Source organism: Pseudoselenomonas ruminantium (assembly GCF_900142515.1).
Taxonomy (GTDB): domain Bacteria; phylum Bacillota; class Negativicutes; order Selenomonadales; family Selenomonadaceae; genus Selenomonas_A; species Selenomonas_A ruminantium_D.
The window spans coordinates 45272-60154 of record NZ_FRBC01000004.1; the positions used below are offsets into that span (position 1 = coordinate 45272).

The following is a 14883-nucleotide window of genomic DNA, read 5'->3' on the forward strand; positions in this document are numbered from 1 at the left end:
GGCTTGTCCGGCACTACCGCAGGTTCTTCCTTCGGCTTGTCCGGCACTACCGCAGGTTCCTCTTTCGGCTTGTCCGGCATCACCGGTGTTTTCAAGATATAAGCGCCCTCATATGTAAAGCGGTAATTTCCCACTACATCTCCAGATGCTATATCTTTCTGATTTGCCTGTACGCCAATGGCATACTTACTATCCGAAAGCTTATCACCAATCTTCCAATCCAGTTTCGGTGCATCCTTTGACGTATCGCCATTTATCAACTGTTCTTCATAGGGAGTAGCTGTATTTATGATATTATCCTCTGTCAGTTTCTCTCCTTCACCAGTCAGCTTTAAGACTACATCATGAGGCGTAATGGTCAGTGTCCCCTCTTTCGCAACAATTTGGTAATTTGCTGCATCTTTCGTATCCGTGAAACTTACTGTTTCCGTCTTGACAGCTCCAGTATGCGCACCCACATCAGCCGTTACTGCCCCCTTCCGCAGCTGGGATCTGTAACCATCGGTCAATACATAGCCCACTTTGTCTATGGTATCGTCATTTACAAGTCCAGTCGCCTGAATCTCTTCTGAGTTAGAAGATTCGCCACTAACATTGCTGCCATATTCCACTCTGGGATTCACAGACACCTGCAAATCACGGCGATTGATGGTCAACTTACTTTCTCCCGCCAATTCCGGCTTATAGCCATGAGCCGCCGCCGTGCTATTAAAAGATGGTTCGTCAACTGTAATAGCATAAATTGCCTTGTCGCCATCCTCTGCCTCATAATCCCCATCGGTTCTGGTGGCTTCTGCAGCAAAGCCCTTACTGGATACATCAACAAAGGCCTTCGTTTCTTCGTTTAATACAGATGACTCATCGAAGGCAGTCCCTCTATAGTTCATGAGCTTTTCTTTCTCATCATCCTGTATCTTAGCCGATACCTCTGTTGACACCTTATCGCCTAATGATTCACCATAGGTTTTCTCCATGTCATCAACCGTATAGGTCATAACCGGCTGGTAGTTAAAAATATAACGTCCATTGTGATTTTCATCTTCCGGCAAAGCTGCGTACCGGTAAATATTTTCCTCCTCACCGGTATCTTTCGGGCTGCGTCCCCACAAAGCATAGGTACCACTATCGAGGTTTTTGCCATACTCATTGCCCTCGGGAGACTTCGTATAGATTTTCCAACCGCCGCCTTGTCCTGTCTCTATCCCCTTTGTAACAGTAGACTTATTGACAAACTTGCCATCATGGGCATCCAATATTACAGCATCTGGATCTGTAGATTGGGTTTTAATGCCATCATTCAGGGTACTTCCATCATCCTTGGGAAGCGTTTCATTCATCGTAATGGTACTGTCCAAACCTTCGGTGACTAATTTTACCTTACCAACCGCGTCAATCCCATGGATTCCAATATTACCTTTTGAGCCAATATCAACACTGTCAGCTGTAATGTGGTCGCCGATCTCCACACCGGCACTACCCACAATATTCAACTGCCCGTCAATCTGTACCAGACCAGTATATGCTTCGCCGGTATCTATTTGATACTGATGCTCTTTATACTTATCCATTGTACCGGGATTGATATCACCGCCAGTTTTTACCTTGCCAGCAGTGTTGATGGTCAAATCGTGCAAAGGTGCAGATTTACCTACATTGCCTCCTATGGTGATATTTCCCTCAGAACTTTTAAGTTCGACATCTGCATGAGCCCTATTCGTCTCCTGCACAAAACCCCTTACATTGCTCTTTTGGTCATTGACATCGGCCCAACTGGTATCTTTTCGAAAACCGATTGCCACAAACGGCTGCTCATATTCGTCAGGATTTTCATTGTTATTAGGCTCTTCGTATTTAAACCTATCCTTCGTCTTATCTGTATCCTTTGACCATCCCTGATACATATTAGTGGTTGTTGTTCCTGTACCAATACCACTGGTTTTATAAAAAGCCTGTCCTGCTTCAGGCCCCGTCTGCCAACTGAATACACGGTCATCCTTTTTCGCAGCACTGCCCTTATACTTTGCTCCAGCACTTCCTGTATAGCCTGTCCGGCCGCCCAACAGCCATTCCTCATTCTTCACATCCTTTGTCAACAAAGGCTCCAGCTGAGAACGAATTACCCAGTCTTCCAATGGTGTCGTGATGGTCGCCAGATATTTATCCCCCTGTGCCGCACCGCCTTCAGTCCCCTCCTGAGCCGCAACTTTGGCCCGTTCCCAACGGTTCAAAATAGATTCACGGTTATCATTCGTGCAAGGAACAGTGGTAAGGATATGTGAGGCTAATTTTTGATACAGCGTTTTATTATAGGCTAGCTCTGAAAATTCCATGGGGGTATCGCGGCTTCCCAATTGGACATGTGCTTTATAATAATCCTCTATTGCCTTTTTTTCTGCAGCTGCATTCGCTGGCTTTTCTTTCAGATACTGGCTCTCATCTCCCAATATACGTTCCTTCAGCCAATCATAAACCGTCTGTGTCTTGCCTTCAGGCGTTGTTATCGTCTTAGTCGACAGTTCGCTCGTTTTAAGCCATACAACATCCTTCAAATATTTATCGTAGTAAACTTCCAGCAACTTCTCCAAGTCACCGTCAACCACAGCATCTCCACCTTTTCCACTTGAACTGCCATTCTGAAAGAACTTGTATGTATTGACGGAACCCAGATTTCCACTAATATTGATATTGCCTGTCCCCGTGCCGCCGGTTGTATCTATGGTAAACGTGCCATTTTCAATTCCCAGGCCCACATCGCCATAGAAGTTGACATTACCACCCTTAGTGCTGATGATTATATCCTGTTTATCTCTGATTTTATCCTTGACATTTCCGATAAACGTACCCACAGTACCATCCGTAATATTCTGTCCAGTACCGGAAGTGAAGTCACCACCGTTAGTAGCCACATTACCATTGAGCACGACCATGCCCTTACCTACACCATCCGTATCTGCCTGAAGATTGATATTTAATTTTCCCGCATTTGAGGTAATGGAACCATTGACGTATACATCACGCTGCGCACGCAGGTTCAAGGTCGTATCACTGTTAACTGCAGTTTTTGTGATTGGCGCATTTACATAAATACTTGTTTTCCTTAACTTATCTATATCACCATTATCCGCCTGTATCGTAACGTTGGTACCATTACTTAACAGCCGGTTGATAAATCCTGGCTTGATATTGTTATTTATGGTTTCGTCCTTCAATGTTTCATTACCATTTTCTACCTGTGTCCCGATAGAAACAGAAACAGGACTATCTATCAGGAATTCGCCAGCTTTCTCGCCACCTGATGCACGAATAAGTCCCTGAGAACGTCCAACGAAGCCCAGCTTCTCTCCGCCGGAAAGTCTGATCTGGCCGCCATTCACGTCTCCATCTGCCAGCATTTTAAGACCAGCTTCATGGATGCGTTTATCATCCCCTTTTATCTGTATCGTACCGCCACTTTGTCCTGCATCTGTTCCAGAAACATCCATCGTTCCTCCAACATCTACGATGCCGCTATTACCGCCATCCAGCAGGATTTCGCCTTTGTCGTTGACATTCAACGTCCTGGCTTCCATGATTCCTGTGTTATTCACGACAGTATCCTGCAGCATATTCCCGGTACTTTTCGCCGTCATCAGGATATAACCGCCATCAGCTTTGATTGTGCCACTGTTCAGGGCATTGGCCTTAGCCACTTCATCGTTGACTGTAAAATTGATTTTTCCAGCGGTATCAAGGGATAAATTCAGCTTCTTAGCCGCCGCAAGCGCAACTGTGCCCTGTGCATTCTCTATCGCCCCCGTATTCTCCACCTTTGATGCATGGAGAACTACCAAGCCTCCTTGCGACTTTATTTCCCCACAATTTTTTATGCCATTTGGTTTCTGATCATCCAATTGCAATAAGATGTCGCCTGTTTTAGCAGAAAAATTTTGCATGTAAGTGTCATCGACAGTTGCAGTTGATGCGACCAAGTTTCCAACATCAATCTGTGCACCCTGCTGAAAGATAACGCCATGCGGATTGAGCAGGAACACCGTGCCATCAGCCTGCAGGCTGCCATAAATCTCTGACGCCCGCGTATTATCTCCCACAATACGATTCAAGGCGATTTTATCCCTGCCACCTTGCTCGAATATAACATGTTCATCTTTAGCGATATTGAAACTATCCCAATCCAATGCCAGCCTTTGTGAATCTTGTTTGACTCTTAATGTATCTCCATCTTTATTTATGTCAGCATTACCAGAACGAATCTGAGGCTGCTGTGGAAAAGCCTCAACCGTTCCCCCAGACCACAGCGAAGCACTGAGTCCTATCGCTACGGCTAATCTCAACGCGTCATACCGCGATTTTTTCATCATAGTAATTCCTTCTCCTTAAAAATAAACACCGCCGCGTATCCAGAAACGGCCTCCTGTATGGCTGTTATCGCTTTTAGGCTGTTCAGCTCCTATTGCCCAGCCATAATCGGCACGCAGGAAGCATTCGTTACGGCGGGTGTAAAGGATCCCCAGACCACAGCCCTGCAAATAGCGGTGATTTTCTCCCGCCCCCTGCCTATGCTTGTTGATCTGCACACCACCATGGTCAACAAATGTTGCCAACTGCCACCTGTCTGTTCTTCCCGGCGGTGTCAGGCTATAGCGAAGCTCTGCCCGCACGAGATAGCCCATATCACCAGATGCCTCACTTGTCGGATACGCTCGGACGCCACTGGCCTCGCCTAAGGAAAAATGTTCCGAAGAATCCAGATTGGAACTAGCCAGCTGCCCTCTGGCAGACAACCATAAATCAAAACGACGTGCCAGATAATACTGTTCCATAAGATATAGATTCAGCTTGTGGAAATTTCCCATCGTTTGGGATAACCTGCCCTGCTGCTGGCCTTCCTCATCATCAAAACCTAAGGTTCCCCATTTATAATCAGCCCGCCAGCTAAAAGCCCGTCTTCCGCTCAAATCATCCCCGAAGATGGATAATACGGCGCCCTTGCTATGCTTGCGTACTTTCGAAGCAAATTCCCGCATCTCATCCGTCAGGGCATTCTGTTCATAGTAGATTCCCGTATACAGATTATGGAACTGACTGCGCCGCAGGGCATATTCCAGTCCCATCGTTCCCCGTCTGGATGTACCATAGGCGCCTATGTGCTCGTACACATCTCCTAAGTTGTAGGAAAGCATATTATAGCCGAAAATCAGCCGCATACCATCGCGCCCTGTAGGCAAACAATAACGCAAACCATAATTATAGAGCTTCGAGCCCGTCACATTCCCATTGAAACCAAGCTGATCTCCTTCATGCGCAGGATTCAGGAAGTCATAGGAGAGGCCGTACTCATTGTAACCAGTAGAACGATTGCCATAATTATCAGCTGTCAGCAAGCCACATTTCCCCTTATATGGGGATAGCTCTATCTTCACGGCCGTTGTCCCTGTTTTCTTTCCCGGCAACAATGTGGCCTTTGCTTCAGCCCCTGCTAAATCCGACAGCAACCATACGGCCCGCTCCAGTTTTTGACGTGTCAGATGCTCTCCCGGCCGCAGGAAGCGGATTTCTCGCTGCACGGACTTATCATGGATTTTCGTCCGGTTATTCACCGTTACCTCGTCGAGAGTACCCACCTGTACCACATATTCCACGATGCCGCCGCTGATTTTCTGTACTGGGATATAGCACTTTGCCAGAAAATACCCCTGCTTGCGGAAGTAAGCTGTGATCTTGTCTGCCCCCTCCTGCAATTCCTTAAAGGTCACCATTTTCCCCTTATAAGGTGCCAACATAGCCAGCAACGTATTGTCACTATAAATATCCTGTCCGCTGATCTTAAAGCCATTTACCTGAATCCTTACCTCCGCCGGCATATGCAGCTGCGGACGTTTTGACTCAGGAAGAGCTATCTCCGCCTGCCCTTTATCCTGTTTGGGCGGCTGTGAAAGTTCCTTATCCCGCTGTGCGTTTGCCAGGGAACCCGCACTTGGCATATCTGCAGCAGGCACTGCCACTGCCCCTTCAGCAAAATTCCCATTTCCAACAATCAATGCTCCTGCCAAAACACATAACTGAAACTCATTCTTCAAATAATCCACACTCTTTTCTGCAAAACTTCCCCAAACAAATAAAAAAAAGACTACCCGCATCCTCTGACACAAGTAGTCTTGAAAGTTATTCGCCTTCAGCAATTCCCATCCTCAATCGCAGGTCAATAGCTGCGCCCAATAATAATAGCCGTCTAAGCCCTTGGTGCAGGCAATCCCCATTTTCGTATAATGGCGGTTGAGAATATTCGCCCGATGTGCCGGTGAAGCCATCCATGCCTGAACGATTTCCGCAGCCTCGGCGTCCGTGCTGACTGCCAGGTTCTCTCCGAACCATGAATAAGGAACATCCTCCATCACCGACTGTGCACAGCGGCCATCCGGACGCTGATGTGCAAAATACACACCGGCCTCCCGGGCTCTGGTTTCAGATATCACTGCCAGGCCCTCATCCATGGCCAATGGCTGCAAACCAGCTTCCTGCCGTTCTGCATTGACATAATCCAACACTTCACAAGCCAGATCTGAAGCCATTGCCGATGATGCCAACATAAACAACACCGAAAATACCAGCAAAGAAAACATCCGCCGCAAAAGGTTCATCTTGCTTTCCTCTTTCGTTTGCTGCCATCACTTCTTTCTTATGAGCACTCAGTCTCCACACTTCACGCCCTCCTGCCTCGCAGGGAAGTCCAAAGTTCCGTCGCAAACCAGCGAACCCTCATACAATGAGGGTGTTTTCCTGCTGGCGCAGACATCTCATGCCTGCACGATACCGTTATATGTAATGTTGTCCCTTACTTTCCATCATTATAGCCTAAATCTGATAAGCAAGCAATAACTTTTGTCAGAAAATCAAACGTTTTCTCCTAAATCTATAAAGATTTCTTCATTTTTTCTTATTCGCGGAAATTATGAAAAATCCTCCTAAAAAAGACAAAAAATAGAGCGATGAAAAAATTTCACCGCTCCATAAGCTTATTTCGTCAGTTTATAGTATTTCTTCTTGCCCTTCTTCACGATGGCTTCACCATCCTTGAAGTCAGCCTCTGCCAGCACATAATCAGCATCGCTGACTTTCTCGTCATTGAGGGACAGTCCATTCTGCTGAATCAGGCGGCGGCCTTCACCCTTGGAAGCAAAGACTTTGCCAGCCACCAGGGCATCCAGCAGCTTCTGACCGACCTCTGCCTTTACTTCAGGAATATCAGCACCAGCACCGCTGCCACCGAACATGGCTTCGGCAGATGCCTGTGCTTTGTTGGCTTCTTCCTCGCCATGCACGATTTTCGTCACTTCGTAAGCCAAAACCTTCTTGGCTTCGTTGATAGCTGCATCCTTGAGTGCGCCTAAGCGGCGAACTTCATCCATAGGCAGGAAGGTCAGAAGGGCCAGGCAGTTTTCCACGTCGGCATCATCCACATTGCGCCAGTACTGGTAGAACTCGTAGGGGCTGGTCTTCTCGGCATCCAGCCACAGAGCGCCGCCGGCAGTCTTGCCCATCTTCTTGCCATCGCTCTTGGTCAGCAGTTTGTTGGTCAGGCCGTAAACCGCCGTGTTGTTCTTGCGGCGGTTGAGTTCCACACCCGCAATGATGTTGGACCACTGATCATCGCCGCCCATTTCCAGCTTGCATCCATAACGGCGATTGAGCTCCAGGAAGTCATACCCCTGCATGACCATGTAATTGAATTCCAGGAAGGTCAGGCCCTTTTCCCAGCGCTGCTTATAGCAGTCAGCGGCCAGCATACGGTTGACGGTGAAGCAGGCACCGACTTCGCGCAGCAGGTCGATATAGTTGAGCTTGCGGAGCCAGTCGCCATTGTTGACCATGATGGCCTTGTCATCACTGAAGTCGATAAAGCGGGCAATCTGCTTCTTGAAGCATTCGCAGTTATGTTCGATGTCTTCATCGGTCAGCATCCTGCGCATATCGGTACGACCCGAGGGGTCACCCACGGTGCCCGTGCCGCCGCCCACCAGGCAGATGGGACGATGACCGGCACGCTGCATATGCGCCATAGCCATCAGAGCGATGAAATGCCCGGCATGGAGACTGTCAGCAGTGGGGTCAAAACCGATATAGAAAGTCACACGCTCCTTATCGAAAAGCTCCCGCAGTTCTGCCTCATTCGTGCACTGCGCAATAAAACCGCGTTCCTGTAATGTATCAAATACGTTTGCCAACAAACTCTCTCCTTTTACTTCTGGTATATCAATTCCGGCCCTTGCCTACACCGTCACCGGGTTCAGGGGCCACCACCGGCGGCATGGATGGCGGGTTGTTGCCCGGCTTATTGCCATTGCCGGCAGGTGCTGACTTGTCAGTTCCCTCTTTGGGTTCCTTCTTATCAACATCTTTCTTTTCGTCTTTTTTCTTGTCTTCTTTCTTCCTTACTTCCTGTTTATGGTCGTCCTCTAATTCGCCAACGCCACCATAACCACTGGAACGCGAACCATCGAAGTTCTTTGCCGGAATCTGAGCGACAGCCTTTTGCATGAAGGCCTTCCATATCTCAGCAGGCAAGTGTCCACCCATGATCCCCTGAGTTGGCGTATTGTCATCATTACCAATCCATACTCCAGCTACGAGGTCCGGGGTATACCCCACAAACCAGGCATCATTGTAATTGCTGGTGGTACCAGTCTTACCAGCTGCGGGCCGGCCAATATTAGCTCGGGTACCCGTACCCTTTTTAACGACATCCTCCAGCATATCCGTCAGTTCTGCCGCACTTGACTCACTGACCACACTACGCTGTTTGGGTTCATTTTGTTCCAGCACCTTGCCATTACGGTCCAGCACCTTCACGATCACCACAGGTTCCACATGCACGCCCTTATTGGCAAAAGTGCCATAAGCACTGGTAATCTCAAGCGGCGTTACCCCTTTGGTCATACCACCTAATGCAGTAGCCAGCTGACGGTCATTCTGCGGGCCTTCCAGCACAAAGGTACTGATGCCCATTTCCTGTGCATAGTAGATTGGTTTGTCAATCCCCAGCTTCTGGGCAATCTTGACGGTCGGTACATTCATGGAATAACGGGCAACTTCCCGCATCGTAACCCGGCCACTGAAATTACCACTATCATTACGGGGACGCCAGCCGTTGATATCAATCGGGCTGTCATTGATCACCGTATTAGGGGTGAACTTATTTTCCAGCGCGGCAACAAACACGAAGGGTTTGAAAGCCGACCCAGGCTGACGGACAGCCATCGTTGCCCGATTGAACTGGTCATTGCCACGGCCGCCCACCATAGCTTTCACATAACCATTATGGGGGTCAATGGCCACCAGAGCCATCTGCGGCTGTCCCAGCCCATTGCCATCTGTCTTGTAAGTAGGCAGCTTGCTGACAGTCGCTTCTGCAGCCTTCTGCATATCCATATCAATCGTGGTATAGATTTTAAGGCCTTCCTTATAGACCGCATCCGCGCCATATTTATCAATCAGCTTCTGCGTCACGTAGTCAATGAAGTAAGAAGCCTCACCTGTCTCACTCTTCTTTACAGGTTTAACCAGCTTCATTTCCTCTTTCTTCGTCTTTTCCGCTGTCGAATGGTTGATATAACCATACTTCTCCATCTGATCCAGCACAACCGCCTTGCGCTCCTGCGCCGCCTGCAGATTGTTCAACGGAGAGAAGTAATTCGGGCTTTTGGGAATCCCCGCCAGCATCGCACATTCGTTCAGGTCCAGATCCTCGACATCCTTGCCAAAGTAGGTCTGTGCAGCAGCCTGTACACCATAAGCACCCTGCCCAAAATATATCTGGTTCAGATACATTTCCAGGATTTCTCTTTTCGTGTACTGACGTTCCAGCTGCAATGCCAAAAAAACTTCCTGTACCTTACGCGTGATCGTACGTTCCTGCGTCAGATAGGCATTTTTGGCCAACTGCTGAGTAATCGTGGAACCACCCTCAGCCACGCCATGTCCACGGATGTTTGTATAGAGCGCACGGGCAATCCCCCGCGGGTCCACACCGGAATGCTCATAAAAACGGTTATCCTCCACTGCCACAAAAGCATCCTGCAACTGTTTGGGAACCTGCGCGATTTTCACCGGGCGGCGATTCTCAGCTGCATGGACATTGGCAATTTCATTGCCGTTAATATCATAAATCTGTGAAGATGCCGGTGGCAAAATATCATTAGCCAGATCCGGCTTGGTGTTCATACTAGCAGTCAGAAAACCGCATCCTATTCCGGTAATCATAACCATTACAATCAGGCCCAGGCCTAAAACGGCACGCTTGACTGTCCCGCCTGACTTGGCGGGGCGTTTTTGACGGCTCGTATTTGAACGTTTATCCATACGCTGCCTCCTTAAATTCATACTTCCCCATTGTAACACACTCAATCGAAATATGCCACCCTATCCGCTCTTTCCAGCGGAAAAATTTGACGAAGTCCCAACCTTTTACTATAATATATGTTATGACATTACGAAGGAGCGAGAAAGCATGAAAATCTTAGCCCGTCATTTGACTGCGGATTTATTTAACTGCCAGAACAACCAGTTAACCGATAACAATCTCATTTTAGATATGCTCAGAAAGATCCTACAGGAATTGGAATTGAGCCTGATCAGCCACACGATTGAAACACTCGACAGTAATCATCATGTATTTATGCTGATCCTCAACGAAGGACACATCACCCTGCAGATTTATCCCGAACTGAAATATGTGGCTATGGATATTTTCCTCTGCCAGGAAAATGCTGAGCCGGATAAGCTAGGGCAAGCTGTGCGCAGTTTCTTCAAGCCTGACAAAATCAAAACCACCGTATTGAAGCGCGGCGATTTTGGTACCGCCAAGGAACTCAAACCAAAGGTCAAAACCAAAGTTGCTCCTTTGCGCAAGATCCATAACACAGGTGCTAAGGTCATCCGTATCTTGGCACGCCGCAATAATCATCAATAAAAATCTTTTCATCAAAAAGGTGCTGATTGTTTTCACAATCAGCACCTTTTTGCTATGAAATCTAAGCAAGTCAAGCCTTCAAGGCGCAGAATTTCTTAGATTTCGTATAAGAGCTGATGAAAAATCGAGAGATTTTTCATCTTGCTTTATTGCCTTTACATTTTTTCTGCCAGCATATCAGCAGCGGCCAGAAGTCCTGCGATCATGGCACTGGGGCGCGGCGGGCACCCTGGGATATAGATATCCACAGGCACCACCTGGTCGGCAGCACCGACAATGGCGTAACTGTCGCCGTAAGTCTCGCCGCCAGCAGCACAGGCACCGCAGGCCATCACGAGCCGCGGCTCCGGCATGGCTTCATAGGCCATCTTCAAAGCCTGTTCCAGATTCCGCGTGACCACGCCTGTGACCATCAGCAGGTCAGCATGGCGCGGGCTGGCATCCACATGGACACCATAGCGATGCAGATCATAGAGGGGATTGGACATAGCCCCCATCTCGAAGTCGCAGGCATTGCAGGAACCGGCATCGAGGTGACGCACATGGAGGCTGCGGCCCAATTTCTGCCGAATCACTTCTGCCGTAACCTCGACCGCATCTTCCGTGATAACCGGCATGGCCTCTTCACGGCTATGCTGCAGGCTGCCCATAGCCCGCTCCACACATCTGCCGCAGAAGATACATTTTTTATAATCAACTGCATAGCCCTGCTCATTGTCTGCCGTCATAAAGGCACCCACCGGACAGGCTTTGACACAGGCATCCCGCATGGCTACGGTGCAGCTGCCGGTGATTTTCCCGCGGAAGCGTTCACTGCCGGTGAGGGCAATCTTCTCGGTGGCAATCTTATCGCCTAATAATCGTTCTATTACCTTAAACATGTTCTCTCCTCAATTAACGGTCAATGCAGGCATAGCAAAGCTCAAAGCTCTTGTTGATAAGCGGGAAGTCCGGGATGATATCCCCCTGCACCGCGATGGTCACAGCAGGCCAGTTGGGATAAGATGCACTGCGGACGAAAATCCGATCAATCCTGCCATCCTGCAAGGCCACGAACTGGAAGTTGCTGCCTCGGGCCGATTCACTGAGCCCCCAATCCTCACCATTGACTTTTGACCAATCAATCGGAATCGTCAGATCTGCCCCATCATTTGATTTGCCATTCTGCAACAGTTCCAGGAGCTGACGCACCAACTTGAAAGATTCCGTAAGTTCTGCAATACGCACCGCAAGTCTTGCCGCCACATCACCAGTCTGCTCCGTCACCAGCTCGAAATCCAGTTCCGGATACAGCCCATAGTCAAAATCCTTGCGGCTGTCATGGGCAAAGCCCGAAGCTCTGGCACCCACGCCTACCATGGCCAGATCTACAGCAGTATTCTTGCGCACAATACCCGTGGTACGCACGCGGTTCTGGAAATTGGCCTGCTGGGCAAACATTTCCGCCAGGTCGCTGACACTGACCTGCGTCTTGTCCATGATATCGGCAATATCCTTGCAAAGAGCGCTATTGATGTCCTGACGCACACCGCCGGGAACGATAACACCGCGCAGGAAGCGGTTGCCTGCAATGCGTTCCTGCAAGCGCATGAGCATCTCTTTCGTGCGCCCGCCAAGGCTGATGGCCGGGTTGAAACCCACACCAGCCGGGATATTGCCGAGGTCACCCACATGGTTGGTGATGCGCTCGACTTCCATCAGCAGAGTGCGGATGATTTCCGCCCGCCGGGAAATTTTCACGCCCGCAATCTTCTCCACAGCCTGGCAGAAACTCCAGGTATTGGCCACAGAGCAGGCTCCGCAAATGCGCTCTACTACAGGCAAAGCCTCTTCCGGCGTCTTGCCCTCCATGATTTTTTCCAGACCGCGATGAGTATAGAACAGGCGGGCATCCAATTGCAGCATGGATTCACCAGCCTGGCTGAAGCGGAAATGTCCCGGCTCGATAATACCTGCATGGATGGGGCCAACGGGCACTTCATAAACGCCCTCGCCCCGGGCCACGCTCATATCCATGCGGCGGCTGCCATGCACATCCGCATCTTTTTCCACGGACTTGCGCAGAGGATAGAAGCCCTCCGGGAAGGTATCATGGAGCACCAAGGGACGCGGGTCAGGATGGCCCTGCGGCACAATGCCGAACATATCCTGAATCTCCCGCTCATACCAGACAGCAGCTGGAATCACGCTCGTCAGGGATTCATAGCACAAAGACTCCTCTGCATCAAACACGGCCTTGACCGCTTCCATCTTATGCTCAGTCAGATTTTCAAACACCGCGTAAATGGCATAGCCCTTCACTGCAGGATTTTCCGTTTCATCCCGGCCAAACATGGCCGTCAATGGATTCTTGCCGCCATTGGAGAGAATATTGGCCGTTCCCCGGAATTGCTCCGGCTTGACCACCTTCAACGTCCAATCTGCCATCAGCACACACCTCCCAGTACAATTTTCGCCGCAGCCTTCAGCATAGTACCCACAAAGGGAATCTCATAGGCAAAGGCACTGATTACACCGCTGGCAGCCAGCATCAGGAACAGGACTGCACTATCCAGACGGCCCATAAGCTCGCCAGCTGCTTTGCGCGTCGGCTTGCCTCCCAGCATACGCATGGCGTGATAGAGAATACCAATCAGCATACCGGCCAGCAGTACCAATGCCAGGATTCCTAAATAAGGATGCTCTGCCTGGAAGAAGCTGGCGATGATGTAGAACTTGCTGAAGAACACGCCCATGGGCGGCATGCCCAGGATGCCCACGATGCCCAGCAGCCAGAACATTGCCGTCTTCGGAGCCTGCTGCATCATGCCGTGGATGCGCATCATATTCTTTGTGGCATAGGTTTCCATAATGGTACCAGCCGTATAGAACAACATGTATTTGACCAATGCATGGTTGAACATATGCAGCAGGGATGCCTCTGCTGCCAGCGGCATGAAGAGACCGAAACCTGCTGCCAGCAGGCCGAAGTTTTCCATGGAGGAATAAGCCAGCATGCGCTTTACATCACGCTGCACCACCACGAAAGGCACCGCCAGCGCAATGGTCAGCAGGCCAAAGCCCACATACATGGAGCTGATGAAGTCCAGCCCCACCACCGGCATCACGATGGCCGTGGCCCGCAGGAGCACATAAAGAGCGCAGATACAGAGTGCACCGGAGAGCAGGCCGCTCGTAAGCGCCGGTGCCTCGGAATGGGCGTCGGGCAGCCAGGCATGCATGGGTGCCAGACCGATTTTCGTACCATACCCCACAAACAGGAAACAGAACGCCAGTTTCGCCACTTCCGGGTCCAGCATCTGCGCATGGACAGCCATGAATTCCCAGTTCAGCGGCAGGATATCTCCCATGGCCTGCAACTGGCCATAGTAAAGGATAATCGTGCCCAACAGCGCCAGACAGATGCCCACAGTGCAGACCATAACGTACTTCCATGCTGCTTCGAGGGAAGTGCGGGTGAATTTGAATGCCACCAGCAAGGCCGAAACCAACGTCGTGGCTTCAATCGTCACCCACATCAGGCCTAAGCTGTCCACAGTCACCACGAGCATCATGGTCCAGACAAAGATATGGGACAGGGCATAGAAACGGCCTTCCAGATGCGTGAAGCGCCGCAGATAACCATAGCGGATATTGGTATCACGCTCTAAGTATGCCTTGCTCGTCCAGGCAAAAGCCAGATAAAGCGCACCGACAATCAAGAGCATCCAGATGCTCAGGGCATCCACATAGAAAAAGCCCTGTTTGAGGGGATCATCCGGATGCAGGGAAAATTTCAGTCCCAAATCCAGGATCAGACCAAAGACCACCGTGGCCGTCAGCCGGTCGGCAATGTGCAGGAACTTCAGCCCCAGCACATTACAGGCTGCCACCGCCGCAAAGAGCAGCGGCAGTCCCAATATATAATAAAGTTCCAT

The 14883-nt window shown here is 49.8% G+C and carries 9 protein-coding genes; 1 reads left to right on the top strand and 8 read right to left on the bottom strand.

Features of this window, described 5'->3' with window-relative positions; translation table 11 throughout:
* From BUB68_RS03070 to BUB68_RS03090, 5 genes are all read right to left on the bottom strand, one after another.
* Positions 1 to 4358 (bottom strand): two-partner secretion domain-containing protein (locus BUB68_RS03070; protein WP_143188073.1); only part of this gene is annotated, 4358 nt, incomplete at its 3' end.
* A gap of 15 nt (positions 4359 to 4373) precedes the next feature.
* Positions 4374 to 6077, bottom strand: coding sequence for a ShlB/FhaC/HecB family hemolysin secretion/activation protein (locus tag BUB68_RS03075; protein WP_178139454.1), 1704 nt, complete (start codon positions 6075 to 6077; stop codon positions 4374 to 4376).
* Between the two features lie 111 nt (positions 6078 to 6188).
* Positions 6189 to 6638, bottom strand: a complete 450-nt coding sequence (locus BUB68_RS03080) for a CAP domain-containing protein (RefSeq protein ID WP_073088346.1) — start codon at positions 6636 to 6638, stop codon at positions 6189 to 6191.
* A gap of 375 nt (positions 6639 to 7013) precedes the next feature.
* Positions 7014 to 8222, bottom strand: coding sequence for a tyrosine--tRNA ligase (gene tyrS, locus BUB68_RS03085; protein WP_073088347.1), 1209 nt, complete (start codon positions 8220 to 8222; stop codon positions 7014 to 7016).
* 28 nt (positions 8223 to 8250) lie between these two features.
* Positions 8251 to 10356 (bottom strand): transglycosylase domain-containing protein, encoded by a 2106-nt coding sequence (locus BUB68_RS03090; RefSeq protein WP_073088348.1) that lies wholly within the window; start codon positions 10354 to 10356, stop codon positions 8251 to 8253.
* A 148-nt stretch (positions 10357 to 10504) separates the two neighbouring features.
* Here BUB68_RS03090 and BUB68_RS03095 point away from each other — a divergent pair, with 148 nt between their 5' ends.
* Entirely contained in the window at positions 10505 to 10966 is a 462-nt protein-coding gene (locus BUB68_RS03095; protein ID WP_073088349.1) for an S-adenosylmethionine decarboxylase family protein, read from the top strand.
* A 155-nt stretch (positions 10967 to 11121) separates the two neighbouring features.
* Here BUB68_RS03095 and nuoB read toward each other — a convergent pair whose 3' ends face one another.
* From nuoB to BUB68_RS03110, 3 genes are read right to left on the bottom strand one after another with little or no spacing between them, the layout of a single operon-like run.
* Positions 11122 to 11847, bottom strand: a complete 726-nt coding sequence (gene nuoB / locus BUB68_RS03100) for an NADH-quinone oxidoreductase subunit NuoB (protein WP_073088350.1) — start codon at positions 11845 to 11847, stop codon at positions 11122 to 11124.
* A gap of 13 nt (positions 11848 to 11860) precedes the next feature.
* On the bottom strand, positions 11861 to 13393 hold the full coding sequence (locus tag BUB68_RS03105; RefSeq protein WP_073088351.1) for a hydrogenase large subunit: 1533 nt from the start codon (positions 13391 to 13393) through the stop codon (positions 11861 to 11863).
* Positions 13393 to 14883 carry a proton-conducting transporter transmembrane domain-containing protein gene (locus BUB68_RS03110; protein WP_073088352.1) on the bottom strand — a complete coding sequence of 497 codons (1491 nt, stop codon included), beginning with the start codon at positions 14881 to 14883 and terminating at the stop codon, positions 13393 to 13395. Before BUB68_RS03110 ends, BUB68_RS03105 begins: the two co-directional genes overlap by 1 nt.